Genomic DNA, 23,602 nt, shown 5'->3' with positions numbered 1-23,602 from the left:
AACCTTCTCAATCGCTTGCCCGTTCTTTCTGCAGTTCATGTTCGAGGCCGGAAAAAGCCGCCATGCGCAAGATCAGCACCCTGTCCGCCCTGTTCCTGATGGTTCTGCCGGTCGCCGTGACCGGCGCGCACGCGGCCGAGCTGCGGATGACCGTCGAGAAGCCGCATTTCACCTGCGAGGGCCGCAGCACCCTGCTCAGCAAGGCCGCCTATCTCCCCAACGCCGAGAAGCGCACGGTGACCGATCAGGATGCACCGCTGCCCTGCTGCGACGGCCAGATCGGCTGCGCGCAGTACATGGGCACCAACACCATCCTGCGTCCGAGCCGCGCCCTTCGCGGCTGATCCGCTTCGTTTGCGCTTGCGTATGAACCGCAACGGGACCTTATAGGCGGCACGATTGCCGGAACCCGTTGAGATGCCTGACAGCCTCGATTACGCCGCCCTGGACCGCACGCCGGTTTCCACGGACCCCTTTCCCCACATCGTCGTGCCGAATTTCGTGCCCGCCGCGGTGCTGCCGTCGGTGATCGAGACGCTGCCGGAGATGGGCAGCGGCGGCTCGTTCCCCCCCTCCTCGCTGCGCCTGCGCGGCGCCGCGCGCGATCTGGTCGCGGCCATGGAAAGCCCGAAGCTCCGCCAGCATATCGCCGCCAAGTTCGGCCTCGATCTGGCCGACAGCCCGACCATGCTGACCGTTCGCGGCCGCACCCGGGAAAAGGACGGCCAGATCCACACCGATTCCACCGCGAAGCTGGTGACGGTACTGCTGTATCTGAACCCGGCCAGCGCCGATTGGGCGAAGAAGGATGGCTGCCTGCGTCTGCTGCGCGGCCCGGACGACTTGGAGAACTACGCCGTCGAGGTGCCGCCCGTGGACGGGACCCTGCTGGTGTTCCCGAACGGTCCGACCACCTTCCATGGTCACCGGACCTTCGTCGGTCGCCGCTACGCCATCCAATTAAATTACATGGCGAATGATAATAAGGCCCGCTACGAGCTGCGCCGCCATAAGATCTCGGCGGTGATGAAGCGGTTGCTGCCGGCCTGACCGGAAAGCCCGGCCTTGCGGCCGGGCTCCATGACCTCAGCCGTGGTCGAGCGGGCGCCAGCTATGCCCGCTCTTCGCGAGCAATTCCTCCGCACCCTTCGGCCCGGCGCTGCCGGCTTCGTAGAGTTCCGGCCCGTTCTTGTCCGCGGCCCAGCTCTTCAGCGCCGGATCGACCACCTTCCAGGCGGATTCGATGTTGTCGGCACGCTGGAACAGGGTCGCGTCGCCGGTCAGGCAATCATAGAGCAGGGTTTCGTAGCCGACATTGGGCGTCAGCTTGAACGCGTCCTCGTAACGGAACTTCACCTGCACGCCGGCCAGATCCATCTTCGGGCCGGGGATCTTGGCATTGAGACCCAGGGTCAGGCCCTGGCTCGGCTGGATGTTGAGGGTGACGATGTTGGGCGCGAGCTTGTCCACCGGGGTATCGGCGAACATGGCGTAGGGCGCCGGTTTGAAATGCACCACGACTTCGGTGCGTCGTCCGGTCATGGATTTGCCGGTGCGCATGTAGAACGGCACGCCGCTCCAGCGCCAGTTCTCGATCTCCAGCTTCAGCGCGACATAGGTTTCGGTATCGCTGTGCGGATCGACGCCGGGGCTGTCGCGATAGGCCTTCACATCGCGCCCCTGCACCTTGCCCCCGGTGTACTGGCCGCGGATGGCGTTTTCCGGCTTGACCGGCTGCACCGCCTCGAAGAGCTGTTCCTTGGCCGTGCGGACGGTTTCGGCGGAGAACGAATTCGGCGGCTCCATCGCCACCATAGCCAGGAGCTGGAACAGGTGGTTGGGCACCATGTCGCGCAGCGCGCCGGTGGGTTCGTAGAAGGCGCCGCGGCCTTCCACGCCGACCGTTTCGGCGGCGGTGATCTCGACATAGTCGATGAACTGGCGGCGCCAGAGCGGCTCCATGATGCCGTTGCCGAAGCGCATGGCGAGGATATTCTGGACCGTTTCCTTGCCGAGGAAATGGTCGATCCGGTAGATCTGGCTTTCGTCCACCACGTCGAGCAGGCGGGCGTTCAGCTCGCGGGCGCTCTGGAGATCGGAGCCGAACGGCTTCTCCACCACGATGCGTCGGAAGGCGTCGTCGGTCTGCTTGGTGAGGCCGGCCTTGCCGAGATTCTCGACCACGGTGGCGAAGAAGCGGGCGGCGACGGCGAGATAGAAGATGGCGTTGCCGTCGATCTTGCTTTTCAGCCCTTCGAGCTGGCTCACATCGGTGAAGTCGGCCTTGTAGTAGCTCATCCGGCCGGACAGATCGCCCCACCAGTCCTGGTTGATCTGCGGCGTGTAGAATTCGGCGTTCGGGTCCTTGGTGAATTCCTGCATCGTCTGGCCGAGTTCCTCGCGCCAGCTTTCGTCGGAACCGTCCACGCGGTCGACGCCGATCACCTTGAACTGCTTGTCCAGCAGCCCGCCGCCCAGAAGATTGTAGAGCGCCGGGGTGAGCAGGCGCTTGGTCAGGTCGCCATGGGCGCCGAAGATCACCAGCGTGCAGGGCGGTGCCGGCTTGCTGGCGGGGGGCGCGATGCGCTCGTCTTTGCGTTCGTTCGAGGAAACCTTGCCGACCGGATCCATGCGGATGCTCCTGCTCCGTTGATGTCGCTCGCATCGCAACGCAGAAGAGCCGGATACGTCCCCCACATTTTTGTGACCGCTCCGAAGGGCTGTTTCGGCCCCTGCCCGGCCGCCGATCGGGGCTTGCGGCCTGCCGGCGCGCGCGGTCCCTTTACGCAAACCCGAAGGGGCCGGATCAGCGCCGAGACAGGCGTGCCGGCGCGGCCCGACCGGGTGTGGAGAGACGCGTCATGACCGGATGGACCGCGCACGACACCGCGCTTGTTTCCTGTTGCGCAGCCGCGCTTCTGTTGATCGTCGTGCTGATCGCCTGGGTCCGGATCACGCCGTTTCTGGCCATTCTGATCGCGACTTTGGGGTTCGGTCTGGCGGTGGGTCTGCCTGTGCCGTCGATCCTGCATGCGTTCCAGGCCGGGGCGGGATCGCTTCTGGGCGAGATCGGTTTGATCCTGGCGCTAGGGGCGATGCTGGGCGGCGTGCTGATGGAGAGCGGCGCGGCGCAGCGCCTGGTGGAGGCCTTGCTGCGCCCGGTGGCGACGCGGCCGCGTTTGTTGCCTGCTGCCCTGGTGACGGCGGCGATGCTGGTGGGGCTGCCGTTGTTCTTCGAGGTCGGGCTGGTGATCCTGCTGCCGATCCTGTTCGAGCTGGTGCGTCGGACGAGGCTGCCCGTGGTGAGTATCGCCGTGCCGGTTCTGGCGGGGCTGACGGCCTTGCATGCGCTGCTGCCGCCGCATCCGGGGCCGTTGATCGCCGTCTCGACGCTGCATGCCGATCTGGGCACCACCATGGCGCTCGGCTTCATGGTGGCCGTGCCGGCGGCGATCCTGGCCGGGCCGGTTTATGCCGCTTTGCTGCGCCGCTTGCCGTCGATGCGGGCCCTGGCTCTGCCGCCGACGCCCCTGGCGGAGGGACATGCGCCGGTCGCCGGAACGTCGCCGGCCAGACAGCCCGGTCTGGGCGTTTCTTTGCTGGTGATGCTGATGCCCGTTGTGCTGATGCTGGGGCGGAGTGCGGCGGAAACGCTTCTGCCGCCGGGCGGGGCGTTCGGCCGGACGCTGATCGCGCTCGGATCGCCGGTGATGGCGCTGCTTCTGGCGCTGGTGACGGGGATCGTTCTGCTCGGCTGGGGGCTTGGGCGCGATCGCGCGACGATGGGGCGCATCCTGAGCGGGGCGCTGCCGCCCTTGGCGGTGCTGTTGCTGACCATCGGCGCCGGGGGCGGTTTGAAGGGCGTGCTTCTGTCGGCCGGGATCGGCCAGACCGTGGCGCGTGTCGCGGATGCGTCCGGGATGCCCTTGTTTCTGCTGGCCTGGCTGGTGGCGGTGGCGCTGCGCCAGGCGACGGGATCGGCCACCGTGGCGACCAGCGCCACCGCCGGTCTACTGGCGCCGCTTCTGGTGTCGGGCCATGCGAGCACGGTCCATGGCGCGCTGGTGGCGCTGGCGATCGGGTCTGGCTCGGTGTTCTTCTGCCATGTGAACGATGCGGGGTTCTGGATGGTGAACCAGTTCTTCCGCTTGTCCCTGAAGCAGACCGTTCTGATGTGGTCGGTGTTGCAGACGATCGTGTCGGTGTGGGGGCTGGCAGCGACGGCGGGGCTGTGGTGGGCGCTGGGGTGAGTTAGGATTGACCGATAACCAAGAATTGCGACTAGTGCACGCAAAATCCGACTTTAGAAAACTACAAGCCAATTCGTAGGAATAGATTGAGACAACAGGAAGCGTATAATTCGGCACTATCCTATCTGATAGATATGCAAACTTTCCTCCGCGACATCTATCTAGCTCCCATGTCTTTTGGAGGGCTACGTTCAAAAACCATGAATAACTTTGGGCCCACCCTGACAAATGCCGCTAAACAGTAGATTGTTGATCCAAACCACAAAGACACAATCAACCGTATCGGAAAAGATGAGACTATATTTACTGGTGTAAATATCATCATTGGTACAGAGATTATTGTTAAAATGAATCCAGCAATTGTTGCTTCTTTTATCTGCAATAAAAACCGCTCAAAAAATTTAGTTTTTGATATTCTGCGCAGCCTTGTGTCTGCGATAGATTGAATGCTCCCATAAAAAGAAGCCAAGAAACCGGCAATAATAGCAAATATGCCCCCAACCGGGACATAAGCAGTATCAAGCTTGACTTGGTTTAACTGCATCCATCGGCTAATTAACGGTGCAGCTACAATGAAGATGGCGGCAGTCAGGACGCCAAGAAGAGGAGGGTAGCATCTCTCCCAAACATGGTGCACCCGAACCATGTGCGTCAATCATCTCCAAAAAGTGATTCCAACTCGGATAGCTTACGCCTAAGCGCACCATCCGCAAACGACCTTCGACGGGCATAGTTCACGTCTGGGTCGTCATCAGGGAGGTCAAGCTCTTCTCGTTCGCTCATATGAGACTCCAAAAAATCCAAGCTCTTGTGAACACCGTCCTCATCAATGATATCGGCTTCTATTTTTTTGATCTCACCGCGATCAGCTTGCTTCTCACCCCTAAAAAAACGAATAAGAGAGCTTATGCGAGAAGGCGTTATATCGGGATCGCCAACCCCCAGAGAGAAACGCACCTCAAGTTGTGTACCAACTCGGGCACCCATTAGCGTCGACATACCTGTCGATACCGCAGTTTGCTCAGGAGAAACATATTGAAGATCTTGAGGACAAGCGATTTTTACATTGAGACCTCGGATCCTATTTTCTCGCAGGCGCTGTAGGTCTTCAAGCCCAACAATTGGAATGCCTGCGTAACCCCGACAGTCACATATTCCGCGCACATACCGCAAGAATTGCGGCAACCCAACACCACCCCGGCTGGCCTCGAACACCAACACACTCAGGTCAGCATGATATCGCCAAGCGCTGGTCTGACCGATGGACCCTACTCCCAATGGAGCGAGCCGAGCCCCGTCAATCGCTCTTGGAGGAAGATTATTCGATTGCTTTCGACAAAACCTTCCGCTCCAAACTCCCGCATTTTCTACAAGATTATCTACCCAAAAGGGTACACCGTCGAACGTGCGCTCCCTTTCGTCGTCTTCGATCGTTGATAGCCTTGTGAGCATGGTCGAGAAAGCTTCAACTGCCCCCTTCCCCTGCTCAATACGGAAGAATTTCAAAGTGACAAATTTGTCCAAGACATTTTCCCGGCGTTAACACGAATTTCCCTGCTAGCGACTCGGCGCAGGAAACATATCGATACCGTAATCGAGACACCCGACATTGTCTGCCCAATAATCCCCTTTTCCAGTAAGCTGTCGCTGAGTTATATGGTATCCAGAACGGCCCGCCGGAGCGCGTCGTTGATCCGGGTTTGCCAACCTGGACCGGCGCTCTTGAAAGCGGCGATCACGTCGGCATCCAGGCGCACGGAGACCGGCACCTTCAACGGGGCCTTTTGGCGGCCGCGTCGCCGGATCGCCGTCGGGACCAGATCGGGCGGGGCGGTCTCGAAGCGGGTCGCGGAGGCGAACCACGCCGCAGTGAGTTCCTCCGTGTCGGGATCTTCGGCGATGCCGCGATTGATCGCTTCGTCTTCCGCGTCCGTCGGTAGGATCAGGTCGCGTCCTGCCATAGACCAATCTCCCTCCTGTTGGCGCGTCGCAGGCTGATGACCCGGACGGCGCGTGTTTCGATGCTGTAGACCAGCACATGAAGTCGCCCTGCCAGCGGTGCGAACGCTTCGATACGCGGCTCACCGGGGTTGAGAGAGGCGCGAAAGAAGCCCTCTTCCCACTCGAACAACTCGACCGAGGCGAAGTCCACGCCGTGCTTGGCAAGATTGCTCGCGCGTTTCGCCGGATCCCACTCGAACAACATGACTGTTTGTAGTGACGAACGTCCGCCGAAGCAATCGGATTGTGTATGCGATTTGGTTCAGTATCTGTCCGGCTCACCACCTAGCGGGGCCGCCGGTCGACGGCATCGCCCGGCTCCGTATCGCGCCGGTAGCGTCCCGGTGTATGGCCCGTGGCGCGCTGGAACATGGCGATGAAGGCGCCCGAGTTCGCATAGCCGTGGTCGAGCGCGACCGTCGTGACGGGTACGCCTTCGGCCAGTTGCGCGATGGCGTGCAGAACGCGGGCGCGTTGGCGCCATTCGGCGAGGCCGAGACCGGTTTCGGTGCGGAAGCGGCGCGCGAGGGTGCGGGGCGTGGTTCCGGCCCAGCGTGCCCAGGCCTCGACGGGGCGTGGATCGGCGAGATCGGCGAGGATGGCGTTGGCGACGAGGGCGGCGTGCGGATCGGACGGTTCTGCGAGGCCGAGAGGAGCAAGGGGAGCGGCGGCGATCTCGTCGAGCAGCACGGTCGCCATGCGCCGGTACGCCGCGGTCCAGGGCTGATCGGTCCATCCTGCCGCGCGGCGCACGAGTTCGACGAGAAGGGGCTCGGCGCGCAGCGTGCGTGGCGTGGCCGGAACGGTGGTACAGCGTAATCCATCGATATGGACGCTCCAGCCCGCGAACGGGCCGTGCGAGCGGAGCGCATGCGGCACATTGGGCGGCACCCAGACGGCGTGCGCCCGCGGGACGATCCATCGACCGGCCGGCGTGACGACGGACAAGGCGCCGTCGAGGCTGCCGAGAAGCTGTCCCTGTGGGTGCGCGTGGGTGTTGGTGTCGCGCACATCGCGCTGGACGCGCAGAACGGCGCGGAGCCAGCGATCGGCCCGGATCGTGCCGAGATCGAGCAGGGGGTCGGGCATGGCGGAGCGATCGTTTGGCACGTTCGGCGGGTGTTTTGGCAGAAAGGCGGACGCGAGGGCAGCGTTCGGAGGCGTAGACGGGGTGGGTCATCATGGAAAGGGACCGTTCATGCCGAACGACGAAACGTGGATCACCAGACCCGAAGACGTTCTGCCTGCGGGGGTCGAGCATGTGACGCTCGGCGGCGTTGCCCTGCGCAAGGGCACCGTCGCGGCGTTCGTTCAGAACGCACGGCGCTGGCTCGATCCGCACACGCCGGACAACGAACGCGCTGCCTTGACCGGCGAGATGGTGCGGGCCGGTCCGGCGCTGCGGGCCGTGGGCGTGCTCGACATCTTCGCGATCCGGGACGCGCGGTTGGCGGCGCTGATCGCGCAAGACTGAGCAAGCGGACGCATGGCTCTTCTTCCGCCACGGCGTCCGTTTCGGGCGGAGCGCCTGCTATGCAGCACGGATGAGCTATCTCCTCTCGACACGGCACGTGTTCGTCCGCTCCGGGCTGTCCCAGGTCTTCGTGCGTCTGCCCGGCGGATGGAGCGACGATTCACGCTATCTGAGCGACGCGCAGCATGCGGAAGAAGGGTGGATCTACGTGCGGCCGGTGAGCGGCGAGGCGGCCGGACCGGTGGGCGACTGACGAGGCGTCTCGCGACGTCGTGCCATTGGGCGGATCGTTCAGGAAACGATATCGATCGCGTGGTCGATGCCGTGCCAGATCTCTCCGTCGCGATCGCGCCATGTGAAGGTGACGCGGCTGCCGGAGGGGACTGTCTCGATCGGCAGTTCGGCCACGGCGAGGCCGGGGGCCAGCGTTTCCGTGGGCGTGTTGCGCACGCTGGCCCAGTCGTCGCTGCTCCAGTGCAGTTCGGCGGCTGTGGGCAGTTCGATGCGCAGGCGCTTGCCGTGCGGAACGGTGTTGACGGGGTTTTCCGGGCGCCAGCGGAGGATTCTGGAGGCCGGGACGGCGCCTGCGCCGTAGCGGAGGGCGGCCTGCGGCGGTTGATCGAACAGGGCGCCGTCGGCGATGGCGCGGATGAGTTTGACGTGTTCGGCGTGGGTCCAGAGATGCGGCATCACCACGCCGCCGCGCTTCTCGGGATCGTCCACGCGTTCCGGGAGGAGGCCGCCGGCGCCGGCGACGGTTTCCACGGCGGCGAGCAGGGTACGCGCCTCGTCGAGCCGGCCTGCCGCAACGGCAAGGAGGGCACGCTCGATGGTCAGCACCGGACGCGTGGGGCGGGCGGAGCGGCCGCTGCGCTGCCAGCCCGGAACGCCGAGGATTTCGGTGCGCAGATGGGCGTCGATCGCCCCGATGGCGCGCAGCAGGCGCGGATCGTCGGGGGGCAGGACGCCGAGACGGACCAGGGAGACCATGTCGGTTTCCGGATCTTCCGGGTCGTGCTCGTCCACCTGCTGGATCAGCGCTTCGCGTGCCGCGTCGGCGCAGTCGAGAAGATGGTGTTGCAGACGGTCTTCGCCGACGCGGCCGGCCCATTCCGCCGCGATCAGCATGGCGGCGAGACGGGCGCCCGCCGTGTGGATGGCCGAACCGTCCGAGCGTCCCCAGCGGTCCTGCCCGTCCTGCGGATCGTGCCTGGCCAGGAACAGCGCGGCATCGCGCACCATCGGCCAGAAGCCGCGGAGAGCGGCGGGGTCGAGAATGCCGCGACGGAGCGCCAGATCGGCCAGAAGCACGGGCTGTGCGGTTTCGTCGAGTTGGAGGCCCTGCCATGCGGGCATGCCATCGAGCCAGAAATTCTGCGGCCAGTGACCGTCCGGCTCCTGCACGGAGCGGAGATAGTCGAGGGCCTCGCGAGCTGGGACCGCCGATCCGGCCGCCAGGAGGGCGCCTGCGCCGGAGACGACGTCGCGGGCTCGCACGAGGTGACACGCAGCGGGATACCCGTCGTTCTGCAGCGCCGCCCAGGGCACGCCGAGGCTGGTGATGCGCGCGCCGGGCACGGACGGGCATTCATGCGTACGGATGGCGGCGAGGCTGGTACGGTAGAGGCGGTCGGTGATGGAGCCTGCGCCGCCGACCTGCGCGCCGAGCGGCATCATCGCGTGCTGGAAGCGACGCCATTGCTCGGCGTAGTCGTGAGCGATGGCGTCGAAGCCGCCATCGAGGGCGGCGCGCGCGCGCATGGCGGCTTCGGTCCAGATGCGTCCGAAACCGAGGGCGACCACGAAGTCTTCGCCAGGCACGCAATCGAGTTCGCCGGTGAGGGCGACGTTGCCGTTGAAGGCGCGGTCGTATTGCCATTCCATGCGGCGGTGGCGGGACAGATCCTGCCAGCCATCGCTGATGCCGGCATAGCCCGCAGAACGCGCGCGCCAGCCGCAATCGGCGGCCAGCGCGACGGCGGAGCCCTGCGCTTCCGCGAACAGCATCTTCACGCCCTTGTACTCGCCGATCCAGGCACTGCCCATGCCATTGTTGTTGACCAGATGCGGCGCCAGCAAGGCGTGGACCCGGAGGGGCGAGGCGGTATCGCCGCCGTGGTCGATGATCTGCACGTGCTGGAGGATGGCGGGGCGGTGCGGGTCGGCGACGATTCGTTTGCGAAGCGAGAAGCGGCCTTCGGAATGGGTGCTGTCGACCTCGAAGGACGGAATGCCGGGCTCGATGGCGGCGACGTCTGCCGTGCAGTCGCGCCGTTCCTCGGCGAAGAAATCCTCGCCGTCGGTGAGGATCAGGCCGAAATCGCGGACGGCGGTTTGTTCGATTCGAGGATAGGCGATCTCGTTGAGGATGCCGTTGCCGATGGTGAACCAGACCCGGGCGTCGGTGCTGAGCGCGCGTCCGACGCCGTCCTTGCCGATCGGCAGCCAGCGCGGCGGTTGCCCAGGTTCTCCAGGCGCGTCCGCCATGTCACGCTCCATCCCGTTGCTGCCGTTACGAACGCCCGGCAGGCGGACCGCGTTCCCGGTGAGGAGAACGGCTTTTCTTCCAAAGCATGGATGCTAGGGGCGAAGGGGGGCCTGCGACACGGAGCATGCGTGGGGAGCAGGGTTGTCGTTCCGGTTGTTGCGCGAAAGGCCGGTGCGAGGGTAGCAGAATGGTTCCACCCTTTTCCGCCGGCATGCGGACCCGTATCTGAACGGCATGCTGGTTCATGCCGAGGATGAAGCCATGGGTTATCGCGTCGCCGTTGCAGGAGCCACCGGAGCGGTTGGACGCGAGATTCTGAAGATTCTCGCCGAGCGCGATTTCCCCGTGGACCAGATCGCCGCCCTCGCCTCCCCCCGCTCCGTGGGCCAGGAGATCTCGTTCGGCGACAAGCGCGTTCTGAAGGTGCAGAATCTCGAGACGTTCGACTTCACCGGCTGGGATATCGGCCTGTTCAGCCCCGGCGCGTCTGTGTCGGCGGTGCATGCGCCGCGCGCGGCGGCCGCGGGCTGTGTGGTGATCGACAACACCTCGCAGTTCCGCATGGAGCCGGACGTGCCGCTGGTGGTGCCCGAGGTGAATGCCAACGCGCTGAAGAAGCTGGGCCGCCGCCGGATCATCGCCAATCCGAACTGTTCCACCATCCAGATGGTGGTGGCGTTGCAGCCGTTGCACGAGCTGTTCACCATCAAGCGCGTGGTGGTGTCGACCTATCAGGCGGTGTCCGGCGCCGGCAAGGAAGGCATGGACGAGCTGTTCGCGCAGTCGAAGGGGTCGTTCGTGGGCGATCCGCCGACGGTGGAGCAGTTCAGCAAGCAGATCGCCTTTAACCTGATCCCGCATATCGACCGCTTCATGGAGGATGGCTCCACGAAGGAGGAGTGGAAGATGGCAGTGGAAACGCGCAAGATCATGGGCTCCGACATCGCCGTGTTTGCGACCTGCGTGCGCGTGCCGGTGTTCGTGGGCCATTCCGAGAGCGTGGTGGTGGAGTTCGAGGAGAAGGTGGATCTAGAACGTGCCCGGGCTGCCCTGCGCGAGGCGGATGGCGTCGTTCTGCATGACAAGCGCGAGGATGGCGGCTACGTCACGCCGATCGAATGCGTGGGTGAGGATGCCAGCTACGTGAGCCGTTTGAGGATCGATCCGACCGTGCCGAACGGCCTCGCCTTCTGGTGCGTGTCGGACAATCTGCGCAAGGGCGCGGCGTTGAACGCGGTGCAGATCGCCGAAGCGATGATCGCGCTCGACCTCCTGCCGGCGAACGCCAGCTGATCAGGCTTCCCTTCCTGCGGTCCCCGCCGCCGGCGGAGGACCACTACGTCTGGCGGCCGGGTGCCGAGCCGGCCCGCCCGCCGCGTCCGCTCTGGCCGCGGGTCACCGGGGTGGCGGTCGCGATCGGCGCCCAGATCGGGCTGTATCTGATGCTGCGGCATATCGCGATCGCGACCATGCCGGCCTGGGCGCATTCGCTCGGGCATCACCATGCGGCGCCCGTGTCCACCGGGCCGGTCGTGGTGGGCGTGGATGTGGTCGCCGCGGCCAAGGCGCCTTCGCCGGTTGCCCTGCCGCCGTTCCCTGCTCCGCCGATGCAGGCCGTGCCGCTGGTTCCGGTGCCGCCGCCCGTCCTGCCCGGGGAGCGTACGGACGGCGGCGCGCCGTGAGCATATTCGCGCCGCGCGCCGGGCTGTCGCGTGCGACATGGCTGGCCTTGCTGTTCGCCGTATCGCTTGGCGTGGATGCGCCGGACGCTCTTCCGGCGGAGGCGTGGGCGCGCGTGACGCGATTCCTCGGACGCAAGATGGCGCCGGACGAGCCGCAGGATCCGCTCACGCCGGCAGAACGGGCCCAGATCTCGGCGCGCGCAGACTGGATCGAGACGATGCTGCCGGACTGGCGGGAAGCCGGGTGGTGGCTTTTGGGGCAGGCAGATCCGGGCTTCCCCCGACGGCTTCGCCGGCGGCTGGGACCGGAAACGCCGGCGTTGCTGTGGGGCAAGGGTGCGACCGAGCCATGCGGGCGGGGTGGCGTCGCACGGGTTCGGGGCAGCGCCGCGACGGAGCCGGTTGTCGCGCTGCCGGGTGCGGCGTCGATCTTGGTGGACGGCGCGCGGATCGTGATCGCGCCGGAAGGATCGCCACCGACCGAACTGCTGCTGTCTCCACCCGGCGCCGCCGTCGGGAACGGCGACGCGCTGAACGAGACCGCCTGGGCTTTGGCCGACGCCGTGGTGATCGATGGAGTGCGGCGGGGCGATTCCTGCTGGGCCGGGATCGTCGCGCTGATCGCCAGTGACCGGCAGCCGGTCTGGCTGGCCGGCATGGCGGGGGATGCCGAACTCCTGCTTCGTGCGGGGGCGCGACCGGTGCCGCCGGACGGCGTAAGGGCCTCGGTTCTGTTGGCGCCCAAGCCGAGCCGGGAAGCGCGTGCCTTGATGCATGGGGCGGGCATGCCGGACATCGCCGGCTTCGCGGAAGCGCAGGCGGCGTTCGGAGGCGAAACGGAACGGCTTCGCGCCACACGCACACCACATCTGCGTTTGGTGTCGGGCACGCCGCGGGAGTTGCCGGAACGCGTGCCCGACTTCGCCGGTCCACCCTTGTTCGAGGTGTTTCTCGAAAGGCTGCTGGTTCTGCTGCGCGGCGGCGGTCTCGGGGCGGGTCCGATCGCGGAAAGCATGGGCTTGCTACGGGAACAAACCGATTTGTGGCTTCTGCGCGCGGTGCAGGAGAATGCGGTGCGGTTCGACCCTGCCACGGTGCTGTATTCGGCTGTGTGACAGAGCCTGTCCGTGAATATTGTGCACTGCACAGTCGCCGCGTTGACCGGGTCCGACGGCGGGCGTAGGACCGTTGCACATCGCCGGGCAACGGATCTGCCGAAGCCGCATCAGGAAAGTCACTATCGGTCCGATGAAGGATGTTCGTGACGCGCTGTTCGTGGCGCAACGCAGCGACGGGACTCTCGTGCGCCGTCCGCTTTCCCCGCACCTTCAGGTGTATCGCTTCCAGCTTTCGATGTTTCTGTCGATTGCGAACCGGATCGCCGGTGTCGCGGCGTCCGTCGGCACGCTGCTTCTGGTCTGGTGGCTGGTGGCCGCGGCGACGGGGCCCGTCTCGTTCGCGACCGTTCAGAACGTGGTGGGCAGCCCGATCGGTCTTCTGGCCATGTTCGGCTGGACGCTGGCGCTGGTGTATCATTTCGTCGCCGGTCTGCGTCATCTCGGCTGGGATGCCGGCTACGGTTTCGACAAGAGCACGATCAACAAGCTCGGCCCGGTCACGGTGGCGGTGACGCTGGTTCTGACCGTTCTGGTGTTCGCCATTGGTGTGAGCTTCTGGAGCACCGCGCCGGTGATTGCCGTCGTGCCCCTCGTTCCGTCGGCCGGGAACTGATCGCCATGTCCAACGCGAAGCTCCAGCATCAGATCATGCGCTCGCAGCTCGGCCGCGTGCGCGGGCTGGGTTCTGCCAAATCCGGCGTCGAGCATTGGTGGGTCGAGCGCGTCACCGCGATCGCGCTGATCCCGTTGACCCTCTGGTTCGTGGTGTCGCTGATCACCCTGCTCGGCCTGCCGCAGATCGTGGTGGTGCACTGGGTCGGCCGGCCGGTGAACACCGTGCTGCTGCTGGCTCTGGTGGTGCTGACCTTCCACCACATGCAGCTGGGGCTGCAGGTGGTTCTGGACGACTACGTGCACGACAAGAAGTGGCATCTGGCGTCGACGCTGTTGAACAAGGGTGCGGCGCTGATCCTGGCTTTGTTCGCGGTGGTGGCGATCCTGAAGATGGCTTTCTGGGCGCCTGCCCTGGTCGTCCCCGGCGCCTGAACCCGCTTCTTCCCATCCGCTTCGATCCGATCGGGACATCATGAACGCGATCACGCAGCCTTCCACCGGCGCCTACACCATCATCGACCACGCCTATGACGTGGTGGTGGTCGGAGCCGGCGGGTCCGGTCTTCGCGCCACGCTCGGCATGGTGGCAGCGGGCTTCAAGACCGCCTGCATCACCAAGGTGTTCCCGACCCGCTCGCACACCGTGGCCGCCCAGGGCGGCATCGGCGCCTCGCTCGGCAACATGGCCGAGGACAACTGGCGCTGGCACATGTACGACACCGTGAAGGGGTCGGACTGGCTCGGCGACCAGGACGCGATCGAATACATGTGTCGCGAAGCGGTGCCGGCGATCCAGGAGCTGGAGCATTTCGGCGTGCCGTTCTCCCGCACGGAAGACGGGCGTATCTACCAGCGTCCGTTCGGCGGCCACATGTCGGATTACGGCAAGGCCCCGGTGCCGCGCGCCTGCGCCGCCGCCGACCGCACCGGCCATGCCATCCTGCACACGCTCTATCAGCAGAGCCTGAAGCACAACGCCGAGTTCTTCGTCGAATATTTCGCGCTCGACCTGATCATGGACGAGGAAGGCGCGTGTCGCGGCGTGATGGCCTGGTGTCTGGAAGACGGCACCATGCACCGGTTCCGCGCCAACCAGGTGGTGCTGGCGACCGGCGGCTACGGCCGCGCCTATATGAGCTGCACCTCCGCGCATACCTGCACCGGCGATGGCGGCGGCATGGCGATGCGCGCCGGCATCCCGACCCAGGACATGGAGTTCGTACAGTTCCACCCGACCGGCATCTTCCCGGCCGGCTGCCTGCTGACCGAAGGCTGCCGCGGCGAAGGCGGCTATCTGACCAATTCCGAGGGCGAGCGCTTCATGGAGCGCTACGCGCCGACCGCCAAGGATCTGGCGTCGCGCGACGTGGTGTCCCGTTCGATGACCATCGAGATCAACGAAGGGCGCGGCTGTGGTCCGAACAAGGACCACATCATGATGCATCTGGAGCATATCGGCGCCGATCTGCTGCACGAGCGTCTGCCGGGCATTTCCGAGACCGCGCGCGTGTTCGCCGGCATCGACGTGACCAAGGAGCCGGTGCCGGTGTTGCCGACCGTGCACTACAACATGGGCGGCATCCCCACGAACTACCATGGCGAGGTTCTGCGCCCGACCGCCGCCGACCCGGATGCGGTGGTGCCCGGCCTGATGGCCGTGGGCGAAGCGGCCTGCGTGTCGGTGCATGGCGCCAACCGTCTTGGCACCAACTCGCTGCTCGATCTGGTGGTGTTCGGCCGCGCCGCCGCCAACCGCGCCGCCGCCACCATGCGTCCCGGCGAGGCGATCCGCCCGCTGCCGGACCGTGCCGGCGAGCATTCGCTGGACCGTCTCGACAAGCTCCGCCACGCCCATGGCGGCACGCGCGTCGCCACCATGCGCGAGGAGCTGCAGCGGACCATGCAGGCGCATGCCGCCGTGTTCCGTTCCTCCACCAGCCTCACCGAAGGCGTGGGCAAGATCGAGAAGCTCTGGTCCGGCATCGGCGACATCTCGGTCAGCGACCGTTCGCTGATCTGGAACAGCGACCTGATGGAAGCGCTGGAATACGAGAACCTGATCGCCAACGGCACCGTGACGATGGTGAGCGCGGAAGCGCGCAAGGAGAGCCGCGGCGCGCAGGCGCATGACGATTATCCCGATCGCGACGATGCGGAGTGGATGAAGCACACCGTGTCGTATCTCGGCGATCGGGGCCAGGTGGATCTGTCCTACCGTCCGGTGCGGATGCAGACGCTGACGAACGACGTCCAGGTGTTTCCGCCGAAGAAGCGGGTTTACTGAAGAGCCTCCGGCGGCCAGGGACAGTCGTCCCTGGACCCTATTCGTTTGGGTTTCCAAAGGGCGCGCCCTTTGGCGGGTCCAGGGCAGAGCCCTGGCCTAAAGAAGGGTTCCTCTGATGGTCGAATTCTCGCTCCCCCGGAACAGCAAGGTCGGCAAGGGCCGCACCTTCAAGGCACCCGCCGGCGCCAAGAACGTGAAGGCGTTCAAGATCTATCGCTGGAGCCCGGACAAGACCGAAAATCCGGTCACCGACACCTACGAGCTCGATCTGGACCAGATCGGCCCGATGGTTCTGGACGCGCTGATCCACATCAAGAACGAGGTGGACCAGACCCTCACCTTCCGCCGCTCCTGCCGCGAGGGCATCTGCGGTTCCTGCGCCATGAACATCGACGGCGTGAACACGCTGGCCTGCCTCAAGCCGATCGAGGAGGTGAAGAAGGCGGTCAACATCTATCCGCTGCCGCATATGCCGGTGGTGAAGGATCTGGTGCCCGACCTGACCGCCGCCTACGCGCAGCTCCGCTCGATCAAGCCCTGGCTGCAGGCCGACACCAACCCGCCGCCCGACGCCGAGCGCCGCCAGTCTCGCGAGGAACGCGCGGAGCTGGACGGGATGTGGGAGTGCATCCTGTGCTTCTGCTGCACCACTTCCTGCCCGAGCTACTGGTGGAACGGCGACAAGTATCTCGGCCCGGCCACGCTTCTGGCCGCCTATCGCTGGATCGCCGACAGCCGCGACGAGCATACCGGCGAGCGTCTCGATGCGCTCGAAGACCCGCTGAAGCTTTATGCCTGCCGCACGATCATGAACTGCACCCAGGCCTGCCCGAAGGGGCTGAACCCGGCCAAGGCGATCGGCAAGATCAAGCAGCTTCAGCTCGAACGCAAAGGCTGATACGAAGCCGTCCATGTTCGATCGCGCCCTCAGCGACGGGCCGTCCCGACGGGCGGCCTGGCGCGACAGCTTGTTCGTGGACCACGCCATCTTCCGGCTGGTCTGGACCAATTTCGCCGCCGTCGTGCCGGGCAAGGTCTATCGCATCAACCATCCGGCGCCGTTCCGCCTCGCCCGCGTGGCGCGACGTTTCGGCATCCGCACGCTGGTCAATCTGCGCGGCCATCGCAAATGCGGCTCCGACGCGCTCTCGCGTGAGAAGGCGCCGGCGATCGGCCTGCAGCACGTGGACATGGCGTTCGAAAGCCGCGGCGCGCCGCATCGCGATCGCATCCTGCGTTTCGCCGGGCTGTATCGGGAGTTCCAGTTCCCGATCCTGATGCACTGCAAATCCGGCGCCGATCGCGCGGGACTCGCCTCCGGGCTGGTGGTGCTGTTCGAAGGCGGCACCGCCACGGAGGCGCTGAAGCAGCTGTCCTGGCGCTTCGGCCATTTCCGGCGTTCCCGCACCGGCATCCTGGACGCGTTCTTTCTGCGCTATCGCGCCGAAGCCGAGGGGCGCATTGCGTTTCTGGACTGGGTGGAGCACGAGTACGACGAAGCCGCGTTGAAGCGCGATTTCGTCGCCAACAAGCTATCCTCGTTCCTGACCGACAAAGTTCTGCGTCGCGAATAGGCGCCGGGCTTAATCCGGCCCCATGGTCTTGATCAGGTCCAGCACCTTGCGGCGCTTGGTCGGTTCGTCGATGCGGTAATAGGCGCGCACCAGTTCCACCGTTTCCTTGCGGCTGAACAGATCCTCGGCCGGTGCGCTGTTGCCGAAGCCTTCCTGTGCTTCCGCGAAGCCGGTGGCGTTCTTGCTGCCGAACGAGGCATTGCCGCCGGGCAGATCGTCGAAGAAGAAGCTGACCGGCACCTCGAGCACGCGGCCGAGATCGAACAGGCGCGACGCGCTGACGCGGTTGGCGCCGCGCTCGTATTTCTGCACCTGCTGGAAGGTGAGGCCGAGCGCGTCGCCTAGCTTCTCCTGCGACATCTGCAGCAATGTGCGGCGCAGCCGGATGCGATTGCCGACATGAACGTCGACGGGGCTCGGTCCGGCCGGTTTTTCCGACAGGGCTGCAAAAAGAGGCGAATCGAAATCGGGGGCCGATTTTGGCCCGCGTCGGCTGTTCATCGAACAACTCCGGTTGGAGGCGATGTCTGTCGATATACAACCTGGGAGGGAAGCTTAAACGTTAGGCACGCCCGGGACGGGAGTTTTAGCGTTTATTTACCGTTTTCACGGAAGCGTGGCCCGAAAGCCGACAGAACTGCACAAATTGACAGCAGCAACGGCAAAGCGAGACCCAAACGGGCGAACAAGGTGGGCGGCAATGGTCCTGGCAGAGGCACCACCAGCGTTCCGGCCACGCCCCAGCCGAGCCTTGCGATCGGCCGACCCACCGCGTCGAACGCGCCGGAGATGCCGGTATTGGCGGCGCGGGCCAGCGGCAGGCCTTCTTCCACCGCCCGCATACGCGCCGCCATCAGATGCTGGCGCGGCCCGGCGGAATCGCCGTACCAGGCATCGTTGGTGATGTTGAGCAGCCAGTCCGGACGGTCGTTCGGGTCCACCACCCGGCCGGGAAAGATGGCCTCGTAACAGATCAGCGGGCCGAACGGGGTGGCGCCGCCGACCCGCAGTGTGCGCAGGCCCGGACCCGGCACCATGCCGCCGCCCGGCACCACCTGGAACGGCAGGATCGCGGGCTGATACTCGCCGAACGGCACCAGATGCGCCTTGTCGTAGATCGGCCCCACCGCGGCATCCGGCAGCACGGTGACGAGGCTGTTGCGTGGGTGGCCGGCCGCATCGAAGCGGATGGAGCCGATCAGACCGGCGGCGGCCTGCGGCACCTGCGCCATCAGCACCTCGCGCGCCTGCGTGTCCTGGTCGAGCAGGCCCGGGAAGGCGCTTTCCGGCCAAGCGAACAGGATCGGCCGGTTGGGCTGCCCGAGGCGTTCGCGCAGCGCCGCGGCCTCGCGCACGCCTTCGCTGCTGAGGCGGACATAGGTGCGGTAGGTGTTCAATGCGCGTCCGCGATCCTGCTTGTCTTCCTCGGGGATATTGCCCTGGACCAGAACCATGATGGGCCCCTGCGGGCCGAGCGGCGGCAGCAGCGCCAGACGTGCGGCGCCTGCCGCCATCCAGACCAGGAGAAAGGCGGCAGCGGTCGCCATGCCGCGCCGTCCCGCCGCCGGGGACGCGGCGATCAGTACCGTGAACAGGGTCAGCCCATGCACCGAGACCCAGGCGGCCGGTTGCAGCATGACCGTGCCGAACCAGCCCGGCATCGCCCAGACACTGCCGAGCAGGTTCCAGGGAAAGGCGAAGAACTCGAACTGCCGGAACAGATCGGTCAGACACCACAGGCCGGCGAACAGGACCACCCTGCGCCATCCCGGCGGCGCCAGCCGGCAGCCTGCCGCGACCACGCCGATCAGCAGGGCCAGCAGCAGCGACACGCCCGGGGCCGCGAAGGGAACCAGCCACCAGAAATCCGCGGCCCGCACCAGGATCGCGTTGGTGAGCCAGTACAGCCCGGCGGTATACAGACCCATGCCGAAGCAGAAGCCGCGCCAGAACGCGCCTTTCCAGCTCCGGGCATCGCCGGCGAGCGCGATCAGGCCGGGGATGGACACGAGCAGCACCGGCAGCAGATGCACCGGCGGCAGGGCCAGGGCGGCGAACGCGCCCAGCACGATGGCGCGCAGCCAGGCGGGCACGCGCAACCAGCGGCTCTTCATCGGGACAGGCCGCTCAGTAGATGGCTTCGCGGAGCTGACGCTCGTAATGACGGTAATACTTGTCGGTGATCAGATCGGTCTTCACCACCACCGCCACGTCCGTTGTGTTGAATTGGTGGTCCACCACGGCGCCGTCGCCGATGAAGCCGCCCAGGCGCAGATAGCCCTTGATCAGCGGCGGCAGGCCCTGCTGCACACGCCTGTGGTCGAACGAGGCCGGATCGATCCGGTCCATCGAGACATAACGATCCTCGACCGCGCGCAGGCGCAGCGCCGGCGGGGCGAGGTGGTTGTGATGCAGATAGGTGAGTTCCGCATCGAGACGGTCGGGGTCGGTGCCGGGCAGCGAGGCGCAGCCGAACATCACGTCGATCCTGTGCAGGAACACATAGGCGGCGATCCCGCGCCAGAGGAGCTGCATCGCCGCGCGGCCGCGATAATCGCGGTCGATGCAGGAACGCCCGAGTTCGAGCAGACGGCCCTGGAAGGCGGTGATGGTGCTGATGTCGTATTCGTTGGCGCTGTAGAACGAGCCGATCTTCGCCGCCGCCTCGCTCTGCACCAGACGATAGGTGCCGATGATGCCCTTGGGGCCGGAGCCGAGGGCGTGGTCGATCACCAGCAGGTGGTCGGCCACGTCGTCGAACTGGTCGATGTCGCGCTTCAGTGTCCTGGCGCGGGCATCGGGCTCCGCGCCCATTTCCTCGTAGAAGATGCGGTATCGCAGCGCCTGGGCGGCGTCGCGTTCGGCATCGTTGGCGGCGATGCGCACACCCAGATGTCCTGCGCGCAACTCGCCGAAACCGCCCGGCGGGGGCTGGATCGGCATCAAGGGCGCGGTGATCGGCTTGGTGATGGTCAAGTTCCGTCGTCCCCTGATCCGGTCCGGCCCGGACGTGTTCTGTCGGCCGGGTCCGTTGCGGTGGCGGTTCTCGTGCGTCCGGTGCGCGCGGAGCCGGCCTCGTCCGGCGCGGCGTCCGCCAGCTCCGGCTTGCGCCGCGCGAACAGTTCCATGCGATGCGACACCAGATCGAAGCCCAGCCGGGTCGCGATGCGACGCATCAGCTGGTCGTGCTCCTCGTCCTCGAACTCGATCACCCGGCCGCTGTCGATGTCGATCAGATGGTAGTGGTGGCCGTGCTCGGTCGCCTCGTAGCGGGCGCGTCCGCCGCCGAAATCGCGGCGTTCGAGGATGCCCTTCTCTTCCAGCAGGCGAACGGTGCGATAAACCGTCGCCACCGAGATCTTGTTGTCGAGTTCGGAGGCGCGACGATACAGCTCTTCCACGTCGGGGTGGTCGTCCGCGTCGGACAGCACGCGGGCGATCACGCGGCGCTGGCCGGTCATCTTCAGCCCGCGATCGATGCACAGGCGCTCTATTCGCGATTCCATCGCTCTACCAACACCGGACATCAAGACGCACGTAGCCGATTGCGGCGGGAGATGTCCAATCGGACACCGTCCAGGCGATGTTCGTCCGGCAGGGGCGTGTCGATCGGCGTGGTCCCGTCAGGGTCGGCGTCGGTCATTCCGCGCCGTCCGCCAGGGTCTTGCGGCGGCCGAGGCCGATCTCGCGCGCCAGTTTGGAGCGGGCGCTGGCATAGTCCGGGGCCACCATCGGGTAGGTGGAGGGCAGACCCCAGCGCTCGCGATACTGTGCCGGCGTCAGGCCGTAGGCGCTGGACAGATGACGCTTGAGGGTCTTCAGCTTCTTGCCGTCTTCCAGGCAGACGATGTGATCGGGAAACACCGAGCGCTTGATCGGCACCGCAGGCTCGGGACGTGGCGGCAGGCCGGACGCGGCGGCCCCGTCCTCGGCCGCCGCGGCGGTCTGCAGCGCCTCGCGCACCGTGGCGATCAGCCCCGGCAGTTCCTCGGCGGCGAGCGCGTGGTGGGACAGATAGGCCGAAACGATCTGGGCGGTCCGGCGCAGCAAATCCTGTTCCGTTTCAGCCGCCATCACGCTTCTCCCTGCGCCCGGCGGATTCGTCGCCCGGGCGAAACCGTTTCGTTTATCCGATCAGCTTATAATGATCCCCGCACCCGCCTCGCAACCACGCCACGCAGGCTTCATACTCGGCGTCATGACCACCGGCCCCGATGCTCCACCCGCCCTTCTGGATGTGACGGGCGACACCTGCCCGATGACGTTCGTGCGCACCCGTCTGGCGCTGGACCGGCTGCCGTCCGGGGCCACGCTGCTGGTGCGGCTGCGCGGCGAGGAGCCGCTGCGCAACGTGTCGGCCAGCGCCGCGGCGCTGGGGCATCGGGTCGAGGCGGAAACGGCGGAAGCGGACGGGGTGGCCGTTCTGCGGATCATCCGGCGCTGAGGGGCAGCCGGGCCGCCAGCACCAGCGCATCGTCGCCGTCGGGGTAGTAGCGTCGGCGCAACCCGGCCTGCTCGAAGCCCGCGCGGCGGTACAGGGCGCGGGCGGCGGCGTTTCCGGTGGCGACTTCGAGGAACAAGCGTTCGGCACCGCGTGCAGCGGCTTCGGCACCGACGGCCCGAAGGATGCGCGCGCCCTCGCCGCCCCGCCGAGACAAGGGGGAAACGCCGATGGTCAGCAGCTCGGCCTCGTCCGCGGCGACCCGGACCAGCGCCAGGCCGGACGGTTCTTCCTCGTCCGGGCCGATCCAACCGAAGCAGCCCGGCATCAGCAGCAGCTCGCGCATCGCGGCTTCGGACCAGCGCTCGTCCGGCGGAAAGCAGCGTTCATGCAGCGCGGCCAGAAGAGCTGCCGCCGGGACGCCGACGATCACGGCCGCGCGGCGGGCAGCTTGGCCTCGGGCGGATCGACATAGAGCGGCTGTGCGTCGCGCGGCGGGAGGGCGCCCCCGTGCCGTCGCAAGGCGGCTTCGGCGATCAGGAGCGGCGCGGCCTCGGACGGCCCTGCATGCCAACCGATCCCGCGTCCGGCGAGGATGGCACCGGCGACCGCATTGGCGTCGCCGGCCAGAACGGGCTCGCCATCGGGATCAGGCAGCGCGTCGAGCATGACCGACAAAGGGGGAGCGACGGTGCCATCGGCGCAGACGATCTCGATGAAGATGCGGTCGCGTCGGGCCTGGCTGACGCACCAGAGCGGGGCGTCGGTTCGGAACGCCAGCAAAGCGGGGGCGAGCGCCTCGCCCATCGACACGCCGATCACGTCGGCGCCCGTGCCGGCGGCGATGCCGTGCGCGAGGGCGAGGGTTGCACGCAGGCCGGTGAAGGAGCCGGGACCGGTGATCGCGGCAATTAACGCCGGCGTGCGATCCAATGCCTGCGACAGCAGCGCGGGCAGGCGGACGGCGGCGCCCTGCCCGGTTTCGCGATGCTGATGCAGCAGGGTCAGCCCGTCCGGGCCGCTTTCGACGAGGCCGAACCCGGCGCTGGAGGCGGACGCTCCGTCCAGCGTCAGGATCAACATGATCGGATCACAGCAGCATGCAGGCTTCGTCGAAGCCGAGGCGCGGCGCGCGGGGACGATCCGGTGCACCGTCCGCATAGCCGAGGCCGAGCAGGAAGTTCGAGCGCCAGCCGCATCCGGCCAGGATGATCTCGTCCACCTTGTGATTGTCGAAGCCGGACATCGGCCAGGCATCGAGCCCCAGGGCGCGGGCGGCGAGGATCATGTAGCCGCCCTGGATGGAAGCGTTGCGGAACGCGGTTTCCTCGGCAAAACCGTGATCGGCGGCGAACCAGGAGCGCGCTTCCTCGTCCGGGTGCAGGCGCGGCATGTTGTCGAAGAAGAACGGGTCCTGCGCCACGATCGCCAGGACCGGGGCGGACAGGGCCGTCTCGACATTGCCGGCGGACAGAGCCGGACGCAGCCGCTCCCGGCTGTCCCGGCTGTGCAGGAACACGAACCGGGCCGGCTGGCAGTTGCCGGAGGTCGGCCCCAGCTTCACCAGCTCGTAGAGCTGCTGCAGCACGGTCTGGTCCACAGGCGTTTCCGTCCAGCGCCCGGGGGTGCGGGCGTTGCGGAACAGCGTATCGAGGGCGGCCTCGTCCATGGCGCG

At 66.3% G+C, this 23,602-nt stretch carries 29 protein-coding genes; 14 read left to right on the top strand and 15 right to left on the bottom strand.

Going from position 1 to position 23,602, the window contains the following annotated elements; genetic code table 11:
• The first annotated feature begins 62 nt into the window (after positions 1-62).
• Together ACZ5BM_RS11210 and ACZ5BM_RS11205 are read left to right on the top strand one after the other, a co-directional pair.
• Entirely contained in the window at positions 63-344 is a 282-nt protein-coding gene (locus tag ACZ5BM_RS11210; RefSeq protein ID WP_498908041.1) for a hypothetical protein, read from the top strand.
• Positions 345-417: 73 nt separating this feature from the next.
• Positions 418-1,050 (top strand): 2OG-Fe(II) oxygenase family protein, encoded by a 633-nt coding sequence (locus ACZ5BM_RS11205; RefSeq protein WP_498908039.1) that lies wholly within the window; start codon positions 418-420, stop codon positions 1,048-1,050.
• Positions 1,051-1,086: 36 nt separating this feature from the next.
• Here the strand turns inward: ACZ5BM_RS11205 and zwf are convergent, their stop codons facing one another.
• The gene (gene zwf, locus ACZ5BM_RS11200) at positions 1,087-2,631 is read right to left on the bottom strand and encodes a glucose-6-phosphate dehydrogenase (protein WP_498908038.1); all 1,545 of its coding nucleotides are present in this window, start codon (positions 2,629-2,631) and stop codon (positions 1,087-1,089) included.
• Between the two features lie 230 nt (positions 2,632-2,861).
• Here zwf and ACZ5BM_RS11195 point away from each other — a divergent pair, with 230 nt between their 5' ends.
• A complete protein-coding gene (locus tag ACZ5BM_RS11195; RefSeq protein WP_498908036.1) occupies positions 2,862-4,250 on the top strand; it encodes a GntP family permease in 1,389 nt (462 codons plus the stop codon).
• Between the two features lie 157 nt (positions 4,251-4,407).
• Here ACZ5BM_RS11195 and ACZ5BM_RS11190 read toward each other — a convergent pair whose 3' ends face one another.
• From ACZ5BM_RS11190 to ACZ5BM_RS11170, 5 genes are all read right to left on the bottom strand, one after another.
• A complete protein-coding gene (locus ACZ5BM_RS11190) occupies positions 4,408-4,896 on the bottom strand; it encodes a hypothetical protein (RefSeq protein WP_498908035.1) in 489 nt (162 codons plus the stop codon).
• Between the two features lie 5 nt (positions 4,897-4,901).
• Positions 4,902-5,774 (bottom strand): hypothetical protein, encoded by an 873-nt coding sequence (locus tag ACZ5BM_RS11185; RefSeq protein ID WP_498908033.1) that lies wholly within the window; start codon positions 5,772-5,774, stop codon positions 4,902-4,904.
• 128 nt (positions 5,775-5,902) lie between these two features.
• Positions 5,903-6,211 carry a BrnA antitoxin family protein gene (locus ACZ5BM_RS11180; protein WP_498908031.1) on the bottom strand — a complete coding sequence of 103 codons (309 nt, stop codon included), beginning with the start codon at positions 6,209-6,211 and terminating at the stop codon, positions 5,903-5,905.
• Complete coding sequence (locus ACZ5BM_RS11175) at positions 6,193-6,456, bottom strand: BrnT family toxin (protein ID WP_498908029.1); 264 nt, start codon at positions 6,454-6,456, stop codon at positions 6,193-6,195. The genes ACZ5BM_RS11180 and ACZ5BM_RS11175 overlap by 19 nt, the downstream gene beginning before the upstream one ends.
• 80 nt (positions 6,457-6,536) lie before the next feature.
• Positions 6,537-7,340: a helix-turn-helix domain-containing protein gene (locus ACZ5BM_RS11170; protein WP_498908027.1), complete on the bottom strand. Its 804-nt coding sequence runs from the start codon at positions 7,338-7,340 to the stop codon at positions 6,537-6,539.
• Positions 7,341-7,449: 109 nt separating this feature from the next.
• Between ACZ5BM_RS11170 and ACZ5BM_RS11165 the strand changes: the two genes are divergently transcribed.
• A complete protein-coding gene (locus tag ACZ5BM_RS11165; protein WP_498908025.1) occupies positions 7,450-7,725 on the top strand; it encodes a hypothetical protein in 276 nt (91 codons plus the stop codon).
• Between the two features lie 70 nt (positions 7,726-7,795).
• Positions 7,796-7,978, top strand: coding sequence for a hypothetical protein (locus tag ACZ5BM_RS11160; RefSeq protein ID WP_498908023.1), 183 nt, complete (start codon positions 7,796-7,798; stop codon positions 7,976-7,978).
• Positions 7,979-8,016: 38 nt separating this feature from the next.
• On the opposite strand, the gene ACZ5BM_RS11155 is transcribed toward ACZ5BM_RS11160, so the two are convergent.
• Complete coding sequence (locus ACZ5BM_RS11155; RefSeq protein WP_498908022.1) at positions 8,017-10,212, bottom strand: glycoside hydrolase family 15 protein; 2,196 nt, start codon at positions 10,210-10,212, stop codon at positions 8,017-8,019.
• Positions 10,213-10,474: 262 nt separating this feature from the next.
• Here ACZ5BM_RS11155 and ACZ5BM_RS11150 point away from each other — a divergent pair, with 262 nt between their 5' ends.
• From ACZ5BM_RS11150 to ACZ5BM_RS11115, 8 genes are all read left to right on the top strand, one after another.
• Positions 10,475-11,506, top strand: a complete 1,032-nt coding sequence (locus tag ACZ5BM_RS11150) for an aspartate-semialdehyde dehydrogenase (RefSeq protein WP_498908021.1) — start codon at positions 10,475-10,477, stop codon at positions 11,504-11,506.
• Between the two features lie 110 nt (positions 11,507-11,616).
• Positions 11,617-11,895: a hypothetical protein gene (locus ACZ5BM_RS11145; RefSeq protein ID WP_498908020.1), complete on the top strand. Its 279-nt coding sequence runs from the start codon at positions 11,617-11,619 to the stop codon at positions 11,893-11,895.
• Positions 11,892-13,010: a hypothetical protein gene (locus tag ACZ5BM_RS11140; RefSeq protein WP_498908018.1), complete on the top strand. Its 1,119-nt coding sequence runs from the start codon at positions 11,892-11,894 to the stop codon at positions 13,008-13,010. Before ACZ5BM_RS11145 ends, ACZ5BM_RS11140 begins: the two co-directional genes overlap by 4 nt.
• A 133-nt stretch (positions 13,011-13,143) precedes the next feature.
• Complete coding sequence (gene sdhC / locus ACZ5BM_RS11135; protein ID WP_498908017.1) at positions 13,144-13,626, top strand: succinate dehydrogenase, cytochrome b556 subunit; 483 nt, start codon at positions 13,144-13,146, stop codon at positions 13,624-13,626.
• A 5-nt stretch (positions 13,627-13,631) separates the two neighbouring features.
• Positions 13,632-14,060 carry a succinate dehydrogenase, hydrophobic membrane anchor protein gene (gene sdhD / locus ACZ5BM_RS11130; RefSeq protein WP_498908016.1) on the top strand — a complete coding sequence of 143 codons (429 nt, stop codon included), beginning with the start codon at positions 13,632-13,634 and terminating at the stop codon, positions 14,058-14,060.
• A 40-nt stretch (positions 14,061-14,100) separates the two neighbouring features.
• Positions 14,101-15,912 (top strand): succinate dehydrogenase flavoprotein subunit, encoded by a 1,812-nt coding sequence (sdhA, locus tag ACZ5BM_RS11125; protein ID WP_498908015.1) that lies wholly within the window; start codon positions 14,101-14,103, stop codon positions 15,910-15,912.
• 115 nt (positions 15,913-16,027) lie between these two features.
• Positions 16,028-16,810 carry a succinate dehydrogenase iron-sulfur subunit gene (locus ACZ5BM_RS11120; RefSeq protein WP_498908014.1) on the top strand — a complete coding sequence of 261 codons (783 nt, stop codon included), beginning with the start codon at positions 16,028-16,030 and terminating at the stop codon, positions 16,808-16,810.
• 13 nt (positions 16,811-16,823) lie between these two features.
• Positions 16,824-17,486 carry a protein-tyrosine phosphatase family protein gene (locus tag ACZ5BM_RS11115; protein ID WP_498908013.1) on the top strand — a complete coding sequence of 221 codons (663 nt, stop codon included), beginning with the start codon at positions 16,824-16,826 and terminating at the stop codon, positions 17,484-17,486.
• A gap of 9 nt (positions 17,487-17,495) precedes the next feature.
• Here ACZ5BM_RS11115 and ACZ5BM_RS11110 read toward each other — a convergent pair whose 3' ends face one another.
• The 5 genes from ACZ5BM_RS11110 to ACZ5BM_RS11090 form a co-directional block, all read right to left on the bottom strand.
• The gene (locus ACZ5BM_RS11110) at positions 17,496-17,987 is read right to left on the bottom strand and encodes a helix-turn-helix domain-containing protein (RefSeq protein WP_498908012.1); all 492 of its coding nucleotides are present in this window, start codon (positions 17,985-17,987) and stop codon (positions 17,496-17,498) included.
• Between the two features lie 92 nt (positions 17,988-18,079).
• Positions 18,080-19,600, bottom strand: coding sequence for an apolipoprotein N-acyltransferase (gene lnt / locus ACZ5BM_RS11105; protein WP_498908011.1), 1,521 nt, complete (start codon positions 19,598-19,600; stop codon positions 18,080-18,082).
• A 13-nt stretch (positions 19,601-19,613) separates the two neighbouring features.
• Positions 19,614-20,429, bottom strand: a complete 816-nt coding sequence (locus ACZ5BM_RS11100; RefSeq protein WP_498911597.1) for a GNAT family N-acetyltransferase — start codon at positions 20,427-20,429, stop codon at positions 19,614-19,616.
• Between the two features lie 29 nt (positions 20,430-20,458).
• Positions 20,459-20,992, bottom strand: a complete 534-nt coding sequence (locus ACZ5BM_RS11095; RefSeq protein WP_498908010.1) for a Fur family transcriptional regulator — start codon at positions 20,990-20,992, stop codon at positions 20,459-20,461.
• Between the two features lie 133 nt (positions 20,993-21,125).
• Complete coding sequence (locus ACZ5BM_RS11090) at positions 21,126-21,560, bottom strand: Ros/MucR family transcriptional regulator (protein WP_498908009.1); 435 nt, start codon at positions 21,558-21,560, stop codon at positions 21,126-21,128.
• Positions 21,561-21,684: 124 nt separating this feature from the next.
• Between ACZ5BM_RS11090 and ACZ5BM_RS11085 the strand changes: the two genes are divergently transcribed.
• The gene (locus ACZ5BM_RS11085; RefSeq protein WP_498908008.1) at positions 21,685-21,930 is read left to right on the top strand and encodes a sulfurtransferase TusA family protein; all 246 of its coding nucleotides are present in this window, start codon (positions 21,685-21,687) and stop codon (positions 21,928-21,930) included.
• On the opposite strand, the gene ACZ5BM_RS11080 is transcribed toward ACZ5BM_RS11085, so the two are convergent.
• Genes ACZ5BM_RS11080 through ACZ5BM_RS11070 form a run of 3 tightly spaced genes read right to left on the bottom strand, consistent with a single transcriptional unit; the run spans position 21,917 to position 23,596 of the window.
• Entirely contained in the window at positions 21,917-22,360 is a 444-nt protein-coding gene (locus tag ACZ5BM_RS11080) for a GNAT family protein (protein ID WP_498908006.1), read from the bottom strand. The genes ACZ5BM_RS11085 and ACZ5BM_RS11080 overlap by 14 nt on opposite strands.
• Positions 22,357-23,010 (bottom strand): tRNA threonylcarbamoyladenosine biosynthesis protein TsaB, encoded by a 654-nt coding sequence (locus ACZ5BM_RS11075; protein ID WP_498908004.1) that lies wholly within the window; start codon positions 23,008-23,010, stop codon positions 22,357-22,359. The genes ACZ5BM_RS11080 and ACZ5BM_RS11075 overlap by 4 nt, the downstream gene beginning before the upstream one ends.
• A 7-nt stretch (positions 23,011-23,017) precedes the next feature.
• Positions 23,018-23,596, bottom strand: a complete 579-nt coding sequence (locus tag ACZ5BM_RS11070; protein ID WP_498908003.1) for a nitroreductase family protein — start codon at positions 23,594-23,596, stop codon at positions 23,018-23,020.
• Between the last annotated feature and the right edge of the window lie 6 nt (positions 23,597-23,602).

Source organism: Lichenicola sp. GTC18331, from assembly GCF_055386855.1.
This window is presented reverse-complemented; position numbering and strand designations above follow the sequence as displayed.

Coding starts and splice junctions, on each gene's coding strand:
- ACZ5BM_RS11210 (WP_498908041.1), top strand. CDS start 63: ATGCGCAAGATCAGCACCCTGTCCGCCCTGTTCCTGATGGTTCTGCCG.
- ACZ5BM_RS11205 (WP_498908039.1), top strand. CDS start 418: ATGCCTGACAGCCTCGATTACGCCGCCCTGGACCGCACGCCGGTTTCC.
- zwf (WP_498908038.1), bottom strand. CDS start 2,631: ATGGATCCGGTCGGCAAGGTTTCCTCGAACGAACGCAAAGACGAGCGC.
- ACZ5BM_RS11195 (WP_498908036.1), top strand. CDS start 2,862: ATGACCGGATGGACCGCGCACGACACCGCGCTTGTTTCCTGTTGCGCA.
- ACZ5BM_RS11190 (WP_498908035.1), bottom strand. CDS start 4,896: ATGGTTCGGGTGCACCATGTTTGGGAGAGATGCTACCCTCCTCTTCTT.
- ACZ5BM_RS11180 (WP_498908031.1), bottom strand. CDS start 6,211: ATGGCAGGACGCGACCTGATCCTACCGACGGACGCGGAAGACGAAGCG.
- ACZ5BM_RS11175 (WP_498908029.1), bottom strand. CDS start 6,456: ATGTTGTTCGAGTGGGATCCGGCGAAACGCGCGAGCAATCTTGCCAAG.
- ACZ5BM_RS11170 (WP_498908027.1), bottom strand. CDS start 7,340: ATGCCCGACCCCCTGCTCGATCTCGGCACGATCCGGGCCGATCGCTGG.
- ACZ5BM_RS11165 (WP_498908025.1), top strand. CDS start 7,450: ATGCCGAACGACGAAACGTGGATCACCAGACCCGAAGACGTTCTGCCT.
- ACZ5BM_RS11160 (WP_498908023.1), top strand. CDS start 7,796: ATGAGCTATCTCCTCTCGACACGGCACGTGTTCGTCCGCTCCGGGCTG.
- ACZ5BM_RS11155 (WP_498908022.1), bottom strand. CDS start 10,212: ATGGCGGACGCGCCTGGAGAACCTGGGCAACCGCCGCGCTGGCTGCCG.
- ACZ5BM_RS11150 (WP_498908021.1), top strand. CDS start 10,475: ATGGGTTATCGCGTCGCCGTTGCAGGAGCCACCGGAGCGGTTGGACGC.
- sdhC (WP_498908017.1), top strand. CDS start 13,144: ATGAAGGATGTTCGTGACGCGCTGTTCGTGGCGCAACGCAGCGACGGG.
- sdhD (WP_498908016.1), top strand. CDS start 13,632: ATGTCCAACGCGAAGCTCCAGCATCAGATCATGCGCTCGCAGCTCGGC.
- sdhA (WP_498908015.1), top strand. CDS start 14,101: ATGAACGCGATCACGCAGCCTTCCACCGGCGCCTACACCATCATCGAC.
- ACZ5BM_RS11120 (WP_498908014.1), top strand. CDS start 16,028: ATGGTCGAATTCTCGCTCCCCCGGAACAGCAAGGTCGGCAAGGGCCGC.
- ACZ5BM_RS11115 (WP_498908013.1), top strand. CDS start 16,824: ATGTTCGATCGCGCCCTCAGCGACGGGCCGTCCCGACGGGCGGCCTGG.
- ACZ5BM_RS11110 (WP_498908012.1), bottom strand. CDS start 17,987: ATGAACAGCCGACGCGGGCCAAAATCGGCCCCCGATTTCGATTCGCCT.
- lnt (WP_498908011.1), bottom strand. CDS start 19,600: ATGAAGAGCCGCTGGTTGCGCGTGCCCGCCTGGCTGCGCGCCATCGTG.
- ACZ5BM_RS11100 (WP_498911597.1), bottom strand. CDS start 20,429: ATGCCGATCCAGCCCCCGCCGGGCGGTTTCGGCGAGTTGCGCGCAGGA.
- ACZ5BM_RS11095 (WP_498908010.1), bottom strand. CDS start 20,992: ATGGAATCGCGAATAGAGCGCCTGTGCATCGATCGCGGGCTGAAGATG.
- ACZ5BM_RS11090 (WP_498908009.1), bottom strand. CDS start 21,560: ATGGCGGCTGAAACGGAACAGGATTTGCTGCGCCGGACCGCCCAGATC.
- ACZ5BM_RS11085 (WP_498908008.1), top strand. CDS start 21,685: ATGACCACCGGCCCCGATGCTCCACCCGCCCTTCTGGATGTGACGGGC.
- ACZ5BM_RS11075 (WP_498908004.1), bottom strand. CDS start 23,010: ATGTTGATCCTGACGCTGGACGGAGCGTCCGCCTCCAGCGCCGGGTTC.
- ACZ5BM_RS11070 (WP_498908003.1), bottom strand. CDS start 23,596: ATGGACGAGGCCGCCCTCGATACGCTGTTCCGCAACGCCCGCACCCCC.